This is a genomic window from Flavobacterium sp. (assembly GCF_965284515.1).
Classification (GTDB): Bacteria; Bacteroidota; Bacteroidia; order Flavobacteriales; family Flavobacteriaceae; genus Flavobacterium.
Window position 1 is genome coordinate 1,568,524 of record NZ_OZ260089.1, and the last position, 18,172, is coordinate 1,586,695.

The 18,172-nt window shown below is 30.3% G+C and carries 18 protein-coding genes; 16 read left to right on the forward strand and 2 right to left on the reverse strand.

The window, feature by feature from the left end; all coding sequences use genetic code 11:
- Positions 1-123: 123 nt before the first annotated feature.
- The 7 genes from rpsF (at position 124) to ACQ65T_RS07275 (ending at position 5,265) form a co-directional block, all read left to right on the forward strand.
- Positions 124-465, forward strand: coding sequence for a 30S ribosomal protein S6 (gene rpsF / locus ACQ65T_RS07245; protein ID WP_430400417.1), 342 nt, complete (start codon positions 124-126; stop codon positions 463-465).
- 3 nt (positions 466-468) lie between these two features.
- The gene (gene rpsR / locus ACQ65T_RS07250) at positions 469-765 is read left to right on the forward strand and encodes a 30S ribosomal protein S18 (RefSeq protein ID WP_264558229.1); all 297 of its coding nucleotides are present in this window, start codon (positions 469-471) and stop codon (positions 763-765) included.
- 67 nt (positions 766-832) lie between these two features.
- On the forward strand, positions 833-1,276 hold the full coding sequence (rplI, locus tag ACQ65T_RS07255) for a 50S ribosomal protein L9 (protein ID WP_430400418.1): 444 nt from the start codon (positions 833-835) through the stop codon (positions 1,274-1,276).
- A gap of 124 nt (positions 1,277-1,400) precedes the next feature.
- Positions 1,401-1,874, forward strand: coding sequence for a DUF6495 family protein (locus ACQ65T_RS07260; RefSeq protein WP_430400419.1), 474 nt, complete (start codon positions 1,401-1,403; stop codon positions 1,872-1,874).
- Between the two features lie 13 nt (positions 1,875-1,887).
- A complete protein-coding gene (ligA, locus tag ACQ65T_RS07265) occupies positions 1,888-3,888 on the forward strand; it encodes an NAD-dependent DNA ligase LigA (protein ID WP_430400420.1) in 2,001 nt (666 codons plus the stop codon).
- Complete coding sequence (locus tag ACQ65T_RS07270) at positions 3,881-4,567, forward strand: lysoplasmalogenase family protein (protein WP_430400421.1); 687 nt, start codon at positions 3,881-3,883, stop codon at positions 4,565-4,567. The genes ligA and ACQ65T_RS07270 overlap by 8 nt, the downstream gene beginning before the upstream one ends.
- Positions 4,568-4,572: 5 nt before the next feature.
- Complete coding sequence (locus tag ACQ65T_RS07275; protein ID WP_430400422.1) at positions 4,573-5,265, forward strand: hypothetical protein; 693 nt, start codon at positions 4,573-4,575, stop codon at positions 5,263-5,265.
- Here the strand turns inward: ACQ65T_RS07275 and ACQ65T_RS07280 are convergent.
- Positions 5,258-6,172 carry a bifunctional metallophosphatase/5'-nucleotidase gene (locus ACQ65T_RS07280; RefSeq protein WP_430400423.1) on the reverse strand — a complete coding sequence of 305 codons (915 nt, stop codon included), beginning with the start codon at positions 6,170-6,172 and terminating at the stop codon, positions 5,258-5,260. The genes ACQ65T_RS07275 and ACQ65T_RS07280 overlap by 8 nt on opposite strands.
- A gap of 10 nt (positions 6,173-6,182) precedes the next feature.
- Positions 6,183-6,902 carry a 5'-nucleotidase C-terminal domain-containing protein gene (locus ACQ65T_RS07285; protein WP_430400424.1) on the reverse strand — a complete coding sequence of 240 codons (720 nt, stop codon included), beginning with the start codon at positions 6,900-6,902 and terminating at the stop codon, positions 6,183-6,185.
- A 112-nt stretch (positions 6,903-7,014) separates the two neighbouring features.
- On the opposite strand from ACQ65T_RS07285, the gene ACQ65T_RS07290 reads away from it, so the two are divergent.
- The 9 genes from ACQ65T_RS07290 (at position 7,015) to ACQ65T_RS07330 (ending at position 18,167) form a co-directional block, all read left to right on the forward strand.
- Positions 7,015-7,533, forward strand: a complete 519-nt coding sequence (locus ACQ65T_RS07290; protein WP_430400425.1) for a DUF6913 domain-containing protein — start codon at positions 7,015-7,017, stop codon at positions 7,531-7,533.
- Between the two features lies 1 nt (position 7,534).
- Positions 7,535-8,413: a 4-hydroxy-tetrahydrodipicolinate synthase gene (gene dapA, locus ACQ65T_RS07295; protein ID WP_430400426.1), complete on the forward strand. Its 879-nt coding sequence runs from the start codon at positions 7,535-7,537 to the stop codon at positions 8,411-8,413.
- 95 nt (positions 8,414-8,508) lie between these two features.
- Positions 8,509-9,303, forward strand: coding sequence for an outer membrane protein assembly factor BamD (locus tag ACQ65T_RS07300; protein WP_430400427.1), 795 nt, complete (start codon positions 8,509-8,511; stop codon positions 9,301-9,303).
- A 10-nt stretch (positions 9,304-9,313) separates the two neighbouring features.
- Positions 9,314-9,628: a DNA-directed RNA polymerase subunit omega gene (locus ACQ65T_RS07305; RefSeq protein ID WP_320814989.1), complete on the forward strand. Its 315-nt coding sequence runs from the start codon at positions 9,314-9,316 to the stop codon at positions 9,626-9,628.
- A 10-nt stretch (positions 9,629-9,638) separates the two neighbouring features.
- Positions 9,639-10,850: a bifunctional phosphopantothenoylcysteine decarboxylase/phosphopantothenate--cysteine ligase CoaBC gene (gene coaBC / locus ACQ65T_RS07310; RefSeq protein ID WP_430400428.1), complete on the forward strand. Its 1,212-nt coding sequence runs from the start codon at positions 9,639-9,641 to the stop codon at positions 10,848-10,850.
- Entirely contained in the window at positions 10,840-11,733 is an 894-nt protein-coding gene (locus ACQ65T_RS07315; protein ID WP_430400429.1) for a DUF4835 family protein, read from the forward strand. The genes coaBC and ACQ65T_RS07315 overlap by 11 nt, the downstream gene beginning before the upstream one ends.
- A gap of 22 nt (positions 11,734-11,755) precedes the next feature.
- Positions 11,756-13,408 (forward strand): DNA repair protein RecN, encoded by a 1,653-nt coding sequence (gene recN, locus ACQ65T_RS07320; RefSeq protein WP_430400430.1) that lies wholly within the window; start codon positions 11,756-11,758, stop codon positions 13,406-13,408.
- Between the two features lie 65 nt (positions 13,409-13,473).
- Complete coding sequence (gene fabV / locus ACQ65T_RS07325) at positions 13,474-14,664, forward strand: enoyl-ACP reductase FabV (RefSeq protein ID WP_430400431.1); 1,191 nt, start codon at positions 13,474-13,476, stop codon at positions 14,662-14,664.
- A gap of 164 nt (positions 14,665-14,828) precedes the next feature.
- Entirely contained in the window at positions 14,829-18,167 is a 3,339-nt protein-coding gene (locus tag ACQ65T_RS07330; RefSeq protein ID WP_430400432.1) for a T9SS type A sorting domain-containing protein, read from the forward strand.
- The last annotated feature ends 5 nt before the right edge of the window (positions 18,168-18,172 follow it).

Genomic DNA, 18,172 nt, shown 5'->3' on the forward strand with positions numbered 1-18,172 from the left:
ATAGTAAAAAACTTAATAAAACAAGTTAAATATTCTAAAAATGATAAATATTCATTATGTGCTTTGTTAGTATGAATAATTTATCTATTTTTGCACCCAATTTAACAATAAATACTCATTATTATGAATCATTATGAAGCTGTTTTCATCTTGAATCCCGTTTTATCTGAAGTACAGGTAAAGGAAACAGTAAGCAAGTTTGAAGATTTTCTTACTTCTAGAGGAGCCGAGATGGTATCGAAAGAAGATTGGGGCTTAAAAAAATTAGCCTATGCAATCCAACACAAAAAAAGTGGTTTTTATCACTTATTTGAATACAAAGCGCCTGCTGAAATTCTTATTGCATTTGAAACTGAATTAAGACGTGAAGAACGTATTATGCGTTTCTTAAATGTATCTTTAGATAAGCACGCTATTTCATGGGCTGAAAGAAGAAGAGAAAAATTAAAATCTAAATCAAACTAAGTTATGTCTACATTAGAGCAATCTGCAAAAGGAAAGAAAGACGGAGAGATTAGATATCTTACGCCATTAAACATAGAAACTAACAAACAAAAGAAATACTGTCGTTTTAAAAAATCAGGTATTAAATATATCGATTATAAAGATGCTGATTTCTTATTAAAGTTTGTAAACGAACAAGGTAAAATTTTACCAAGACGTTTAACAGGTACTTCATTAAAGTATCAAAGAAAAGTGTCTGTAGCTGTTAAAAGAGCTCGTCACTTAGCTTTAATGCCATACGTGGCCGATTTATTAAAATAATAATTAAATAATAGTTGTTGGTTTTCAAACTCATGAAACCTAACTTCTCATAACAAAGGACAACAACATGGAACTTATTTTAAAACAAGACGTACCAAATTTAGGATTTAAAGACGATATGGTAACTGTAAAAAACGGTTATGGTCGTAATTATTTAATTCCTCAAGGATTTGCTGCTTTAGCAACTCCTTCAGCTAAAAAAGTATTAGCTGAGAACTTAAAACAAAAAGCGCATAAAGAGCAAAAATTAGTTGATGATGCGAACAAAATTGCAGAATCATTAAGAGCTCTTGAAATTAAAATCGCTGTAAAAGCAGGTGCTGGAAAATTATTCGGATCTGTTACTAATGCAAACATTGCAGAAGTATTAGCAAGTAATGGTCATGATATCGACAAAAAATTCATTTCAAGTGGAATCGTTAAGCGTGTTGGAAAATACAATGCGAATGTAAGATTACATAGAGATGTAATTGTTGAATTACCTTATGAAATTGTTGCTGAACAAGCATAATTTAATTTCAAAAATAATAGTAAGCTCCGCTCTTTGCGGAGCTTTTTTTTTATATTTACATCGTAGAATTAGTTTGATCTTTTTTTAAAACATTCTATGTTCTAATACATAAAGACATTTTTAAATGAAATATGCAAGATTAACCAAAGAACAGTTAGAAGAATTACATCCAGAGTTTACCAATTTTTTAGCAACTCAGTCTATCGATAAAAAAGAGTGGGATGAATTAAAAGCAAATAAACCATCAATTGCAGAACAAGAAATTGATGTTTTTTCAGATATGATTTGGGACAAAGCATTAACTAATGTTAAGTATATAGATCACTTTTCAAAAAACTATATATTTCTTTTCAAATGTGTAGATGCAAATGTATATTCTTATGTAATTAATTCTACAGATCCTTCTACAGATTTCTTATCTGCTGAAGGTATCAATTGGTTGAGTGAAAATTTTTTTTCCGATCATGTTCAAATCCAGCAAGGAAAAAAAGATATTTCTGAAGGTAGAAATGAATCTCTTTTTGAAATCATTAAAAAAGGTGGAATAATAAGTAAAGGAGAATTGTTTAGTAAGTTCGAAGCATTACTAACAAAATAAATAATTGTATTATATGAGTATTTTTGAGTCAATTCAATTATTGCGTAAAGAGTTAGAAGAACATAATTATAACTATTATGTTTTAGATAAACCTACAATATCTGATTTTGAGTTTGATGCTAAGTTGAAAGAGCTACAAGATCTTGAAGCTAAAAATCCGCAATTTTTTGACGAAAATTCACCTACACAACGAGTTGGAGGAGGAATTACTAAAAACTTTGAAACTACAAAACATAAGTACAGAATGTATTCTTTAGATAATTCTTATTCTAAAGAAGATTTATTAGATTGGGAAAAAAGATGTCAAAAGGTTCTTGGAAATGTTCATTTAGAATATGTTTGTGAATTAAAATATGACGGAGCATCTATAAGCATCACTTATGAGAATGGAGTTTTAAAAAAGGCTGTAACAAGAGGAGATGGTTTTCAAGGTGATGATGTAACGAATAATATTAGAACCATTAAATCGGTTCCTTTAAAATTAAAAGGAAATTTTCCTGATTTTTTTGAAATTAGAGGTGAAATAGTCTTGCCTTTTGAAGGTTTTGAAAAAATGAATCAAGAATTAATTGAAATTGGAGAAACTCCCTATTCGAATCCTCGAAATACAGCTTCGGGCAGTTTAAAGTTACAAGACAGTACTGAGGTTGCCAAAAGACCACTAGAATGCTTGTTGTATACAATTATGACCGAGGGAAAAGTAGTTAATACTCAATTTGAAGGGTTAGAATTGGCTAGAAATTTAGGTTTTAAAGTTCCTGAACAGTCTAAACATGCTAAAAATATTGATGAAGTTTTTGAATTTATAAATTATTGGGATAATCATCGACATGACTTGCCATATGAAACTGATGGTGTTGTTGTAAAAGTAAATGAAGTATTTCAACAAGAAGAGCTAGGTTATACTGCAAAATCACCGCGTTGGGCAATGGCATATAAGTTTAAAGCAGAGCAGGTGAGTACGGTTTTAAATTCAATATCTTATCAAGTTGGAAGAACTGGATCCATAACGCCAGTTGCAAATTTAGAGCCCGTTCAATTAGCAGGAACAATAGTGAAACGAGCTTCTTTGCATAATGCAGATCAAATTGAAAAATTGGATATTAGAATAAACGATACTGTTTTTGTTGAAAAAGGAGGAGAAATTATTCCTAAAATTATTTCGGTAGATTTAAGTAAACGAAAAGAAAATTCAATACAGGTAAAATATATTTCGCATTGCCCTGAATGTGAAACAGAATTAGTTAGAACTGAAGGTGAAGCAAACCATTATTGTCCAAATTTTTATGGCTGTCCGCCACAAATTATTGGTAGAATTCAACATTTTATTTCAAGAAAAGCAATGGATATTGACGGTCTTGGAGGAGAAACGGTTGCTTTATTGTTTAATGCTGGACTTGTTAAAGATTATGCAGATTTATACGATTTGACGAAAGAACAAGTTTTGCCTTTGGAAAGGATGGCAGAAAAATCTGCGGATAATTTAATCAATGGTATTGCTGATTCAAAAAAGATTCCTTTCGAAAGTGTTTTGTATGCTTTAGGTATTAGGTATGTTGGTGAAACTGTTGCTAAAAAGCTGGCAAAACATTATAAAAATATAGATGCAATTGCCAATGCAACTTTGTTAGATTTAATATTGGTGGAAGAAATTGGAGAAAAAATTGCACAAAGTGTAGTGTTGTTTTTTGAAAACGAAAAGAATATAGAAATCATTAACCGACTAAAAACTAAAAATATACAGCTTGAAATTAATAAAAAAAATAGTACATTTATATCAAATGCTTTAGAAAATAAAATATTTGTTGTTTCTGGAGTATTTGAATTGTATTCTAGAGATGAGCTTAAAAAAGCTATTGAAGACCACGGAGGAAAAGTTGGAAGTTCAATTTCTTCAAAAACAAATTTTGTTGTAGCTGGAGATAATATGGGGCCAGCAAAATTGGAAAAAGCAAATAAATTAGGAGTATCAATTATTAATGAAATAGAATTTAATAAGTTAATTAATGGCTAAAAATAAACCTTCGATTATTCTTTTTAGTTTAGCAGGACTTTTGTATTTAGTTTCAGCTTTAACTGAGAATGAATATTTGGCGTTGTTGACTAAGCCTATAATTATTCCTGCAATTTTTGTTTATTATTTTATTGAATCAAGAGGTAAGATTAATAATTTGTTTGTATTCTCCTTGTTTTCTTTTTTTGTTGGTGATATGCTTTATTTGGTTAACATAAAGGATTATTATTTATTAGGTTTGGTGATATATTTATCACCATATTTAATTGTTCTTGGGTTTTTAATTCAAGATATTATTAATTTATTGAAGAGGAAAACAATTAATAAATCGGATTTGTCTTTTTTGATAATTTTGTTTTTTCTGGTTTATTTAATGATTAGTCTTTTAAATGTATTGGACACCGAATCTGATGAAGAGTTTGTTTATTTTTTATTGTTTGGTGTGGAGTTAGTGTTAATGGGAGTTTTTGCAACATTGTTATATGTGAATGAAAATTCAAGAGTCAATTTCTTTTTAATAATTTCAGTTTCGTTGTTTATTATTTCTGATATTTTTTTTATCTTAAATAAGAATTTGTTTCCGTTACTAATTTTTAAGATTGGAAATGTTTCTTCTCAAATAATTTCGTATTATTTTTACACTAGGTACTTTATTGAAAAACAAAAGCAACTAAAATGATTAAAATGAAAAATATAAGTCCTTCATTAGTATTACACTTTATTGCTTTTATTCTTTATTTGTTTTTTTTTAGAATAATTGAAGATAAAGAAACAATGTTGTTGTTCAAGCCAGTTATTTTAGCTTCAATTGCATTTTATTATATCAATTATTCACGGTTAAAAAAGAATAATTTACATTTCTTAATTATTGCTATATGCTTTTTGAGTGATAACATGAATTTGTTTGGTGAAGACTTATTTCATGAAATTTCAATTGGATTGTATCTTGTTATGCTTTTTATATTGCTTTATTTGATTGTAAAAGATTCTAAATTAATACAAAAAGGAAGTTCTCTTGATAAATATTTCGGAGTAATAATAGTGGTTTTGGTTTTATTGTTTGTGTTTTCTAAATTAACATCTACTTATCTCTTGAAAACCAAAATCCACCATTATTATTTCATTTTAAATTATATAGTTGTCTTTTTAAGTGTTTTAATTTTAAGCTTTTATAATTTGTTTAAAAGAAAGACAATGAGTAGTAAATACTTAGTAGCTACATTAATGTGTTTGTTTTTGGCAGATTTATTTTCTGTAATAAATGCGTATTATTTTCACAATAAGGTTCTTGTTTATGTTAGTTGTTTAAGTGAATTACCTGTTTATTATTTTTTAATAAAATACTTTATTAATAGGGATTTAGAAGCTGTTAAATAATAATGTTTTGAGTTGAAGAATCATATTTTTTATCATTTGATAAATAAAAATCAATTCGTCCTAAATTAATTCCATAACAACCAACTTGGTTCACTAAAACAGCTTTGTTTTCTGAATTGTTTTCTATAACTGGTTTGTCTAAAAAAGTATGAGTGTGTCCGCCAATGATTAAATCAATGTCTTTAGTTCTTTTTGCTAATGTTATATCACAAACTTTGTCGGGGTCATTTTTATATTTAAACCCTAAATGTGAAAGACAAATAACTAAATCACATTTTTCTTTTTCTTTAAGTGTTGTTGTAATATCTTTTGCAACTTCAATAGGATCGTTATAAACGGTTTCTTTATATAGTTTTTTGTCAACTAAACCATCAAGTTCAACTCCAACTCCAAATATTCCAACTTTAATTCCATCTTTGATAAACACTTTATATGGTTTTACAATTCCGTTTAAAACTGTGTTTTTGAAGTCATAATTTGCAGATACAAAATCAAATTTAGCATGCGGTAATTGCGAATAAAAACCGTCAATACCATTGTCAAAATCATGATTTCCCATTGTGGCTAAATCATAATTCATCATACTCATAAGTTTGAATTCTAATTCTCCACCATAATAATTAAAGTAGGGAGTTCCTTGGAAAATATCTCCAGCATCAAGTAATAAAACATTTGGTTCTTCACGTCTTATTTTCTCAATTAAAGTTGCTCTTCTAGAAACACCCCCTTGGTTTGGGCTTTTTGGATGATCTGCAGGAAATGAATCTATGTGACTATGAACATCATTCGTATGTAATATGGTTATTTTTGTTTCTTTAATAGTATTAAAACTACTTAATGATAAACCTCCTAATGATAACAAAGCTGAACCGGTAACTGTTTTTTGTATAAAATCTCTTCTTTTCATGTTGTTAGCTTTATTCGGTTATTATGTGTTTTGTGGTTATGTTAGGAATGGTATCTACTTTCTTAAAATAATCAATAAATACATTTCTTAACTTGTAATCCAAATCATATTTAATAGCGCTTTTTTTAAAAAATATCATATTGTCACCGCCATTTGCAAGATAATCTGAGGTTGCTACATAATAAATAGTGTTCTCATTAATTTTTAAGTTGTTTATCTCTACAGAAATGACTTTGGAATAATCTGTATTTGTTTTAATTACAATTCCTTCAAGTGGATGTGGTTTCTTTTCTGTTAAGACATAATTTGCTAATTCTAAGACTTCTTTTCCAGTTAGTCCAATAACCATTACACTGTTTTCAAAAGGCATAATTTCATAAGCAGTTCTAGAAGTCACGTTTCCAGCGGGGATTATGGCTCGAATTCCACCATGGTTTAATATACAAAAATCAATTGTTTTATCTTCTCTTTTTTTGAAAATAGGTCTGGTTAATTCTAATGTAACATTTGAAAAAAGATTACCAATATTTGTTTCCCATAAGCCTTTGCTTTTATCTTGAGTAATAGGGTTGTAAGCTAATACACTATCTAAGTCTTTATTGATGTGATTTTTGTATGGTTCAATAAAGCTCTGTATTTTAAGGTCTGTTGAAATACTATCGTTAATGTTTAAAAGCGAAATTGTAGTTTGATAATTTTTGTATTTTTTAGAAGAACATGCCAAGAGCATTGTTAATGTTAATAATATAACAAAATTATATAAACATACCTTTATCTTTTTTACTTTTACCATACCTTAAATAGGTTTAAATTTTTACTTTTGTCGAATACGTAAAATTACTATGTTTTCTAAAATAATTAAGGATTTTTTTCTTAAAAGAATTATTTCGTCTAAGTTAACAAGTGCTAACTTAGAGGTTTCTGTTAGTAAAATTAATACTATAGGGATTATCATTGATGAATCTTATTTTGCAAATGTTGATTCTTTAAAAAAAGAAATTGAGCAATATGGAGTCAAAGTAAATAATATTCAAATTCTTCTTTTTAAGAAAAAAGTTTCTAAAAAAGAGATCGTTAATGAACTTTTTTTTACGAGAAGTAATGTAAAAATAAACGGCGAAATAAATAAAGAAGATGTAAATGCTTTTTTAGAACAGCCATTTGATTTGCTAATTAACTATTATGAGGTTGAAAGACCATCGCTTTTGATTGTTTCAAAAGCTTCAAAAGCTAAATTTAAAGTTGGATTTTCAACTGTGGATAAAAGAATAAACCATTTTATAATTAGCACAAGCGTTAGTAAGTATAAAGAGTTTGTTTTCGAATTGTTTAAATATTTAAAAATACTAAATAAGCTATAATATGCAAAAATTTATAGGTACAGGAGTTGCATTAGTAACGCCATTTAAAAAAGATTTTTCTGTTGATACTGAAGCATTAACTAGAATAGTAAACCACGTTATTAATGGAGGAGTTGAATATTTAGTAGTTTTAGGTACTACTGCAGAGTCAGCAACACTTTCTAATGATGAAAAGGAATTAGTAATTGACACAATAGTAAGAGCAAATGATAAAAGATTGCCATTGGTTTTAGGTGTTGGTGGGAATAATACTTATAATGTTGTTGACGAATTAAATACTAGAGATTTTTCAAATTTCGATGCTATTTTGTCTGTTTCACCATATTACAATAAGCCCACTCAAGAAGGTATTTACCAACATTTTAAAGCTATTGCTGAAGCTTCACCATTGCCAATTATTCTTTACAATGTTCCAGGTAGAACTGCAAGTAATATGTTGCCTTCAACTGTAGTTCGATTAGCAAATGATTTCAATAATGTAATTGCAATTAAAGAAGCTGCGGGGGATATTGTTCAGGCAATGAAGTTGATTCAAACAGCTCCTAAAGGATTTTTAGTTATTTCTGGAGACGATATGATTACTTTGCCTATGGTTTTGGCTGGAGGTGCAGGTGTTATATCGGTTATTGGAGAAGGTTTTCCTAAAGAATTTTCAAATATGGTTCGTTTAGGTTTAAATAGAAAAGTTGATGAAGCGTATAAGTTACATTATTTATTGGCAGATTCAATAGATATGATATTTGAGCAAGGAAATCCTGCAGGGATAAAAGAAGTATTTAAAACACTTGGTTTGTCGGAAAATACAGTTAGATTACCACTCGTAAATGTAAATGAAGATTTGGCAATTAGAATTAATAAATATACAAATAACTTAAGTTAGAAAAAAGATTTTTTTAGAAGATAAATAATGTCTAAATTTGCAGTTGCTTTTTTAGGGGTTGTATCGACTGAATATAAAGCATAAAATAACAATCAATGAATAAATTTATAGGATTTCTTTTATTAGTATTAAGCATTGTATCATGTAATTCATATCAAAAAGCATTGAAGAGTGATGATGTTGCTGTAAAAAGCGACATGGCAAATACTATGTATGAGAAAGGGAAGTATTCAAAAGCCATTAGGTTATATGAGCAAGTTGCACCTGTTTACAGAGGTAAACCCCAAGCTGAGAAGATGTTTTTTATGTATTCTAAAGCCTTATATGATTCTAAACAATATTATTTAGCAGGCTATCAATTAGAGAACTTTGTAGCAACTTATCCTAAAAGTGAAAAAAGAGAAGAAGCGGCATTTTTAGGTGCTGAATGTTTTTATAAATTATCACCTGTTTACAGCTTAGATCAATCTGATTCACAAAAGGCGATTGATAAAATGCAGAAATTCATTGATGTTTATCCTAATTCTGAATATTTACCTCAAGCAAATGCGTATGTTAAAGAATTAAGAGAAAAAATGGAAAAGAAAGCATTTGAAATTGCTAAACAATACAATACAATATCTGATTTTAAAGGTGCTTTAAAGGCTTTAGAATTATTTATTGCAGATTATCCAGGAACACCATACAAAGAACAAGCTTTGTTTTACAGATTAGATTCTGCTTATAAGCTTGCTATTAATAGTGTTGAATATAAAAAAGAAGAAAGATTAAATTATGCGAAGAGTACTTTTAATAATTTAATTAAATTTAATAGCGCTACTGAATATAAAGCGCAAGCAGAAGAAATGGCTGCAAGTATCGAAAAAGAGTTACAACAATTTTCTAAATAAGAATTAAATCATGGATTTAAAAAAAACAAATGCTCCAGTAAACACAATTACATATGATAAAAACGTAATTGAAGCTCCAACAGGGAATATTTATGAAGCTATTACTATTATGGCTAAAAGAGCTGGACAAATTAACACTGAAATTAAAAAAGAGTTAATTGAAAAGTTAGAAGAATTTGCTACATATAACGATAGTTTAGAAGAAATTTTTGAAAATAAAGAACAAATTGAAGTTTCTAAATTTTACGAAAAATTACCAAAACCACATGCATTAGCGGTTCAAGAGTGGTTAGAGGAAAAAATTTATTATAGAGATACAAAATAATACAACAACTATGTCTGTACTAAGCGGTAAAAAAATCTTACTAGGAATCTCTGGTGGTATTGCTGCTTATAAGACAGCACATCTTGTTAGACTTTTTATAAAAGCAGGTGCACATGTCCAAGTGATAATGACACCTGCTTCTAAGGATTTTATAACTCCGTTAACTTTATCAACACTTTCTAAAAATCAGGTTTACTCCGATTTTTTTAATGAAGAGGATAAAGAAGCAATGTGGAATAATCATGTAGATTTAGCTCTTTGGGCTGATTTATTTATTATTGCACCTGCTACTGCAAATACTATGTCTAAAATGGCAAATGGTAATTGCGATAACCTATTAATTGCAACTTATTTATCTGCTAAATGTCCGGTTTACTTTGCTCCAGCAATGGATTTGGATATGTATAAACACCCTTCAACTTTATCGAGTTTTTCCAAATTAAAACAATTTGGTAATACTATTATTCCAGCAGAGAGTGGAGAATTAGCAAGTGGTTTATCTGGTGAAGGAAGAATGGCTGAGCCTGAAAACATCATTAGTTTTTTAGAAAGTGATTTGTTGTCTCAATTGCCACTTAAAGGCAAAAAAATACTAATTACAGCTGGTCCAACATACGAAGCAATAGATCCTGTGCGTTTTATTGGTAATCATTCTTCGGGTAAAATGGGGTATGATATTGCATCAGAAGCAGCTGATAAAGGAGCAGAAGTAATCCTGGTTTCTGGTCCGAGTCATCAAATATTAAAAAACAATGCCGTTCAGTTAATAAAAGTTTTTTCAGCTCAAGAAATGTATGATGTATGTCAAGATAACTTTGAAAATGTTGATGTAGCAATTGCAGCAGCAGCAGTTGCAGATTATCGTCCAAAAAATGTTGCTTCACAAAAAATCAAAAAACAGGATACTAATTTAACAATAGAGTTAGAGAAAACTCAAGATATTTTAGCTACTTTAGGAAAAAAGAAAAAAAATCAATTTTTAATAGGTTTTGCATTAGAAACAGAAAACGAACTTGAACATGCTAAGGGAAAAATTAAAAAGAAAAATTTAGATTTGATAGTTTTAAATTCATTAAATGATAAAGGAGCGGGTTTTGGTCATGCTACCAATAAAGTTACTTTTATTGATAAAAATTTCAATGAATTTCCAATGGATTTAAAATCTAAAGAAGCTGTTGCTCAAGATATTGTTAATATAATTATTAAGCATTATGAGAAATAAAATAGTATATGTAGTTTTAGCTTTTATTAGTTTCCAATCTTTATTTTCACAAGAATTAAAATGTTCTGTTTCTGTTAATTATGATAGAATGACGGATGTAAATCCACAGATTTTTAAAAATTTAGAAAAGCAACTTACAGAGTTTTTAAACACAACAAAGTGGACTACTAAAGAATATAAACAAAACGAAAAAATTAACTGTAATTTTTTTATAAATATATCTAAGTATAATTCAAACAATTTTGAATCTACCTTACAAATTCAATCTTCACGACCTATTTTTAATTCAACATACGAATCACCTATTTTAAACATTAACGATAAAGATTTTAGTTTCAGATATATTGAGTTTGAACAGTTAATCTATGATCAAAATAGTTTTACTTCTAATTTAATTTCTGTTTTGGCTTTTTATTCAAACTTAATTATTGGCTTAGATAAAGACTCATTTGAAGATTTGGGAGGAACAAAACAATTAGATGTTGCATCAAATATTATGAATGTTGCTCAAAGTAGTGGTTATAAAGGTTGGAGTCAGTCAGAAGGTGGTAATTCTAATCGTTATTTCTTAATTTCTGATTTGCTTTCAAATACATTTCAACCTTACAGAAAGGCCTTGTACCAATATCACTTTGAGGGCTTAGATTTAATGTCAGATAATTTATTGAAAGGAAAAGAAGGTGTTTCAATTGCCATTGAAACGGTTGCTAAAATTCAAAAAAGTAGACCAAACGCTTTATTAACGCGTACTTTTTTCGATGCAAAAACTGATGAAATTGTGAGTATATTTTCAGGTGGACCTGCTACAAATAACTCTCAATTGATAGAAACATTAAATAGAATTTCACCATTAAATTCTGTGAAATGGAACAAGATTAATTAATTTGTTTTAAACATTTTTTCAAATGCTTTTATCTTTAACCATAAAGAATTATGCTTTAATTGAATCACTAGAAATTGATTTTTCTGATGAATTTTCTATTATAACAGGTGAAACAGGAGCTGGTAAATCAATTCTTCTAGGCGCACTTGGTTTGGTTTTAGGAAATCGTGCAGATTTATCCGTTTTAAAAGATAAAGAACAAAAATGCGTTATTGAAGCTCATTTGTTATTAAAAAACTATAATCTACAAAGTTTTTTTATTGAAAATGATTTAGATTATGAAGACCAATCAATCATAAGAAGAGAAATTTTACCATCTGGTAAATCAAGAGCTTTTATTAATGATAGTCCTGCTAACTTAAATATTCTTCAAGAGTTGTCAGGTTTTTTAATTGACATTCATTCTCAACATCAAACAAGAGAAATTTTAAATGAAGAATATCAGTTGGAAATTGTAGACGCAATTGCAAATAATGCGGATATTCTTGTTAAATATTCTCAAGAACTAAAGCAATTTAATACTATTAAAAAGCAGTTAAGTCATTTTAAAACAGAAAAAGAAACACTTTCAAAACAGCAAGAATACAATAGTTTTTTATTAAATGAATTGTTGTTGGCTAATTTAAAAGAAGGCGAACAAGACGTGCTTGAAGATGAACTGGAACAACTTTCAAACGTTGAGTTTATAGTTGAAAGTTTAGATAAAGCTTTACAAATTTCAAACGATGACCAAGTTGGAATATTAATTAATTTGAATGAAGTGAAGCAATCTTTGCAAAAAATTGCAGGCTTGTCTAAAAATTATTTAGATGTTTCAGAAAGAATAAACAGCATTCAAATTGAATTTCAAGATATTATGAATGAATGTTCGTCACTTTCAGAAAAAGTAATTAATAACCCTGAACGATTAGAAGAAGTAAACACAAAATTACAATCTATTTATAGTTTACAGAAAAAACATCAGGTTAATTCTGTAGAAGATTTAATTGCAATTAGAGAAGATTTAGATACTAAAGTGATGAAGGTTGATGATTTAGATTTTCAAATTAATAAATTAGAAATTGAAGTTGCTGAAGCTCAAAGTAGAGTAGATGAATACGCTAATCAATTGTCTGAACGAAGAATTTCGAATACAAGTCATTTGTCAACTCAAATTGAAACTATATTGAGTAGTTTGGGTATGCCAGATGCTCAAATTCAATTCAATGTTACTCAAACTGATTCCTATTTTAAATCAGGGAAAGATACTATAGAAACGTTATTCACTTCAAATAAAGGAATGCAACTAGGAACGCTTAAGAAAGTAGCTTCTGGAGGAGAAATGTCTCGAATCATGTTGGCTATAAAAGCAGTTATGGCAAATTACACTAAACTTCCGTCTATTATTTTTGATGAGATCGATACTGGAGTTTCAGGAGAAATTGCAATTAAAATTGGCGAAATTATGAAGGAAATGAGTAAGAACATTCAAGTTTTCGCCATTACACATTTACCACAAATTGCCGCAAAAGGAACACAACACTACAAAGTATTCAAGTTTACAGAGAATGAAACCACAGTTTCTGAGTTAAAACTATTGACCCAAGAAGAAAGAATAAAAGAAATTGCCGAAATGTTATCTGGGAAATCAATTTCAGATTCGGCTTTAAATCACGCAAAAGCACTATTAAACTAATTTTTTTTAATAGTTTTGTAAATCAAACAAACTAATAATAAATTCAACTAATTAACAACTAAGTTATGATTATTGAACCAAGAATGAGAGGATTTATTTGTTTAACATCTCACCCAAAAGGATGTGAACAAAATGTAAAAAATCAAATCGAATATATTAAATCAAAAGGAAAAATAAACGGACCAAAACGTATATTGGTTATTGGCGCTTCAACTGGTTTTGGATTAGCTTCAAGAATAACAAGTGCTTTTGGAGCTGATGCTTCAACAATTGGAGTTTTCTTTGAAAAACCACCTAGCGAAGGGAAAACGGCTTCTCCAGGATGGTATAACTCTGCAGCTTTCGAACAAGAAGCTGAAAAAGCTGGTTTATATGCAAAAAGTATTAATGGTGATGCTTTTTCAAAAGAAGTTAAACAACAAACGATTGACATGATTAAAGCCGACTTAGGTCAGGTTGATCAAATTATTTATAGTTTAGCTTCACCTGTGCGTATGCATCCAGAAACTGGAGTTTTGCACCGTTCTACTTTAAAGCCAATAGGAGGAACATTTACGAATAAAACAGTTGACTTCCATACTGGAAATGTTTCTAATGTTTCAATTGAACCTGCAAATGAAGACGATATTGCAAATACAGTTACTGTTATGGGTGGAGAAGATTGGATGATGTGGATTGATGCTATGAAAGAAGCTGGAGTTTTAGCAGATGGATTAACAACAATTGCTTATTCATATATTGGACCAGAAGTTACAGAAGCTGTTTACAGAAAAGGAACAATAGGTCGTGCAAAAGATCATTTAGAAGCAACTGCTTTTGAAATTACAGATAAATTAAAAGATATTAACGGAAAAGGATATGTTTCTGTAAACAAAGCATTGGTAACACAAGCTAGTTCTGCAATACCAGTAATTCCATTATATATTTCATTATTGTATAAAATCATGAAAGCTGAAGGAATTCACGAAGGTTGTATTGAGCAAATACAACGTTTGTATGCTGATAGATTATATACTGGTAATGCTGTTCCTGTTGATGATAAAGGAAGAATTCGAATTGACGATTGGGAAATGCGTGATGATGTTCAAGAACGTATTGCAAAATTATGGAAAGAATCTACAACTGAATCATTAGTTGAATTAGGTGATTTAGCAGGATACAAACAAGACTTCTTAAATTTATTTGGCTTCGGTTTCGATGGAGTAGATTATGATGCGGATACCAATGAAATGGTTAAGATTAAGAGTATAAATTAGTTTTAAATATAACATTTAAAATATTTTTGTTACAAAGGTTTAAGTTTTACTTAAACCTTTGTTGTTTATCGTTGTTTTTTTACTTTTCATCGATATTAACATATATCAGCCCTTTAATAATAAGTAGTTATGAGTATTTTTGTATTAACAAATAATTTATACTTATGAAAAAAATTACTTTATTTTTTACTTTTTTAATAGCATTTGGGTATTCGACCTATGCGCAAGTTAGTGCATATTCGTTTTCTCAAAGTGCAGGAACTTTTACTGCAATATCGGGTGGTACAGTTTTATCTGCTCCGGCTGCAGATGATGCGCAGTATTCAGTAGTTTTACCTACTGCTTTTACTTTTAATGGAACTGCATACACTGATGTAAGGGTTAGTTCTAATGGCTTCATTACTTTTGGAACTACTAATCCAGGAACAACGAATTATACTCCATTAAGTTCAACTACTGCATATCAAGGGGCTGTTGCGCCTTTTGGAAGAGATTTGAATTCCGTAGGAGCAGGTTCAGAGGTTAGATGGGAACAAGTTGGTTCAGATTTTGTTTTTCAATGGTTAAACGTTAGAAGATTTAATGTGGCTGGAGAACAATTGAATTTTCAAATTCGATTAAATACAGTTACATCGCAAATTTCTGTAATTTATGGTGTTTGTATTTCTGGAGCTAATACAACTTACCCTCAAGTTGGTTTAAGAGGAGCTGCTAATACAGCATTTAATAATAGAATTATTATTAGTACTACTGGAGATTGGATTAATTCATTAGCTGGTACTGCAAATAACAACACATGTTATTTTAATTCTACGACTCCAACAACTATTCCTTCAGATGGTTTGACTTATTTATGGTCACCACCAACACCTTGTGCTGGAACTCCAGTAGCTGGTACAATTACACCAGCAACTCAAACACTTTTATCTGGACAAATACCTGCTGCTTTAGTAGCAACTGGTTATAGTTCAGGTGTTTCAGGAATTACTTTTCAATGGCAAGAATCTGATGATGATGGTGCTACGGATGCATGGGCAAATGCTGTTGGTGGAACAGGAGCTACAACTGCTTCATATATTCCCCCAGCATTTTCTGGAACTGCAATTTATTATAGATTAGTAGTCACATGTACAAATGGTGGTGGAACAGCTAATACAACTTCAGTTGTATTAAACCCTTGTGGAACTTTTAGTGTTCCAACTCTTGAAAATTTTACAACTTATCTTCCAGGATGTTGGCAAGAAGCTGATAATGGAGATTTAACAGCTGGTCCTGCCACTTTTGGGACTGGTTCTTGGGTTGTTGATGGTTTTGGAAATGTAGGCGCAACAGGTGCAATTAAAATTAACATTGATGCTACTGGTGATAATGATTGGATATTATCACCTTTATACGCTATTCCAGCTACAGGTTACGAATTGAAATTTGATGCAGCTGCAACTCAGTTTGCTTCAACAAATGCACCAACAAATGCATGGGAAACAGATGATTTCGTAGAAGTTTTAGTTTCAACGGGAACGACAAACTGGACGGTTTTATATACTTATAACGATACAAATGTACCTTCAAATACAGGTACAACTAATATTATTGATTTAGATGCATACTCTGGTCAAAATGTACGTTTTGCATTCAGAGGTGTAGAAGGAGCAACAAATGGTACTGCTGATATTGATTTTTCAGTGGATAATTTTGAAATAAGATTAACGCCGGCTTGTATAGAACCTACTACATTGTCAGCAAGTAATGTTTTATCAACTTCTGCTGATCTTTCATGGGTAGACGGCTCAGGAGGTTTACAATTTGATTACGAATATGTAGTTCAGGCACAAGGGACTGGAATGCCTTCTGGAGCTGGTACAGCTTTAGATATTAGCTCTTTTCCTTTACCTGTAAACGTAGGTTCTTTAGCACCAAGTACACCTTATGAATTTTGGGTAAGAGCAAATTGTGGTGGAAGTGGTTTTAGTACATGGGTTGGTCCTTTTAATTTTACAACAGCATGTGCTATTTATACAGTGCCTGCTACTGAAGATTTTACAACTTATGTTCCTGGATGTTGGCAAGAAGCTGACAACGGAGATTTAACAGCAGGTCCAGCTACATTTGGAACTTCTTCATGGGCGGAAGATGGTTTTGGAAATGTTGGAGCAACGGGTGCTGCAAAAATTAATATATGGACCACTGGTACAAACGATTGGATTTTATCTCCATTATATTCTATACCAGCTACAGGTTATGAATTAAAATTTGATGCAGCCGCAACTCAGTTTGGTTCAACTAATGCACCTACTTCTGCATGGGAGTCAGATGATTTTGTTGAGGTTTTAGTTTCAACTGGTACTACAAACTGGACCGTTTTATATACTTATAATGATACAAATGTTCCTTCAAATACAGGTACAACTAATATTATAGATCTAGATGCATACTCTGGTCAAGATGTACGTTTCGCATTTAGAGGTGTTGAGGGAGCCACAAATGGAGCTGCAGATATTGATTTCTCAATTGATAATTTTGAAATTAGATTAACACCAGCTTGTTCAGCTCCAATTGGATTAGCCGTTTCAAACTTAACAGATGTCTCTGCTGATATTTCATGGACAGCCACAACTGGAAACTATGAATATGTTTTAGATGGACTGGCTACTGACCCTGCTGGTTCTGGGACTCCATTTTCATCAGAAACATATAATGCTACTGGGTTAACCCAATCAACAGTTTATTATTTACATGTTAGAACAGTTTGTACAGGTCCATCGTATAGTACTTGGTCAACAATTATGTTTACTACATTAGCTACTCCTCCAGCAAATGATAATTTATGTAATCCTATTGCATTAACATTGGGAGCACCTACTACTGGAAATGATTATACAATGGTTGGAGCTACAGCAGAAACAAATGAGCCTGTTCCAGCTTGTTTTAATGGAGGTGTAATTAGTTCAGTTTGGTTTAGCTTTGTAGCACCTGCTTCAGGTTCTGTTGAAGTTACAACAGATTTTGCTGGTGGTACTCTAGAAGACGGTGATACAGAAATTGCAGTTTATGATGCTACAGGTGTTACTTGTTCTGATTTATCAACTTTAGGAGCAGAAATTGGTTGTGATCAAGATAGTGGAACAACTAATGTTCCTTGGGGATCTTTCTTAACTTTAGCGGCATTAACTCCAGGAAATACGTATTATATTCAAGTAGATAGATACGGAACTGTTGTAAATGGAACATTTGGTATTCAGGTTAATACAGTATTAAGCTCAAACTCATTTGATTCTAATGCTTTCTTAGCATATCCAAATCCTGTGAAAGATGTTCTTAATTTAGAATACAGTTCTGAAATCTCTTCTGTAAAAGTTATTAATTTACTTGGACAAGAAGTGATTTCAAGAAACATAAATGCTAATTCAACTCAAGTTGATATGTCACAGTTAAGTGCTGGCGCTTACATTGTAAATGTAACTGTTGGTGATGCTGTGAAAACAATTAAAGTTGTTAAGCAATAAGAAAT

What these genes read in the sequence shown, in the direction of transcription:
- ACQ65T_RS07275 (WP_430400422.1), top strand. Translation starts at nt 4,573, where the DNA reads ATGAAAAATATAAGTCCTTCATTAGTATTACACTTTATTGCTTTTATT.
- ACQ65T_RS07300 (WP_430400427.1), top strand. Translation starts at nt 8,509, where the DNA reads ATGAATAAATTTATAGGATTTCTTTTATTAGTATTAAGCATTGTATCA.
- ACQ65T_RS07260 (WP_430400419.1), top strand. Translation starts at nt 1,401, where the DNA reads ATGAAATATGCAAGATTAACCAAAGAACAGTTAGAAGAATTACATCCA.
- ACQ65T_RS07285 (WP_430400424.1), bottom strand. Translation starts at nt 6,902, where the DNA reads ATGCTCTTGGCATGTTCTTCTAAAAAATACAAAAATTATCAAACTACA.
- ACQ65T_RS07270 (WP_430400421.1), top strand. Translation starts at nt 3,881, where the DNA reads ATGGCTAAAAATAAACCTTCGATTATTCTTTTTAGTTTAGCAGGACTT.
- dapA (WP_430400426.1), top strand. Translation starts at nt 7,535, where the DNA reads ATGCAAAAATTTATAGGTACAGGAGTTGCATTAGTAACGCCATTTAAA.
- ACQ65T_RS07330 (WP_430400432.1), top strand. Translation starts at nt 14,829, where the DNA reads ATGAAAAAAATTACTTTATTTTTTACTTTTTTAATAGCATTTGGGTAT.
- recN (WP_430400430.1), top strand. Translation starts at nt 11,756, where the DNA reads ATGCTTTTATCTTTAACCATAAAGAATTATGCTTTAATTGAATCACTA.
- rpsR (WP_264558229.1), top strand. Translation starts at nt 469, where the DNA reads ATGTCTACATTAGAGCAATCTGCAAAAGGAAAGAAAGACGGAGAGATT.
- ACQ65T_RS07280 (WP_430400423.1), bottom strand. Translation starts at nt 6,172, where the DNA reads ATGAAAAGAAGAGATTTTATACAAAAAACAGTTACCGGTTCAGCTTTG.
- ACQ65T_RS07305 (WP_320814989.1), top strand. Translation starts at nt 9,314, where the DNA reads ATGGATTTAAAAAAAACAAATGCTCCAGTAAACACAATTACATATGAT.
- rplI (WP_430400418.1), top strand. Translation starts at nt 833, where the DNA reads ATGGAACTTATTTTAAAACAAGACGTACCAAATTTAGGATTTAAAGAC.
- rpsF (WP_430400417.1), top strand. Translation starts at nt 124, where the DNA reads ATGAATCATTATGAAGCTGTTTTCATCTTGAATCCCGTTTTATCTGAA.
- ligA (WP_430400420.1), top strand. Translation starts at nt 1,888, where the DNA reads ATGAGTATTTTTGAGTCAATTCAATTATTGCGTAAAGAGTTAGAAGAA.
- coaBC (WP_430400428.1), top strand. Translation starts at nt 9,639, where the DNA reads ATGTCTGTACTAAGCGGTAAAAAAATCTTACTAGGAATCTCTGGTGGT.
- fabV (WP_430400431.1), top strand. Translation starts at nt 13,474, where the DNA reads ATGATTATTGAACCAAGAATGAGAGGATTTATTTGTTTAACATCTCAC.
- ACQ65T_RS07290 (WP_430400425.1), top strand. Translation starts at nt 7,015, where the DNA reads ATGTTTTCTAAAATAATTAAGGATTTTTTTCTTAAAAGAATTATTTCG.
- ACQ65T_RS07315 (WP_430400429.1), top strand. Translation starts at nt 10,840, where the DNA reads ATGAGAAATAAAATAGTATATGTAGTTTTAGCTTTTATTAGTTTCCAA.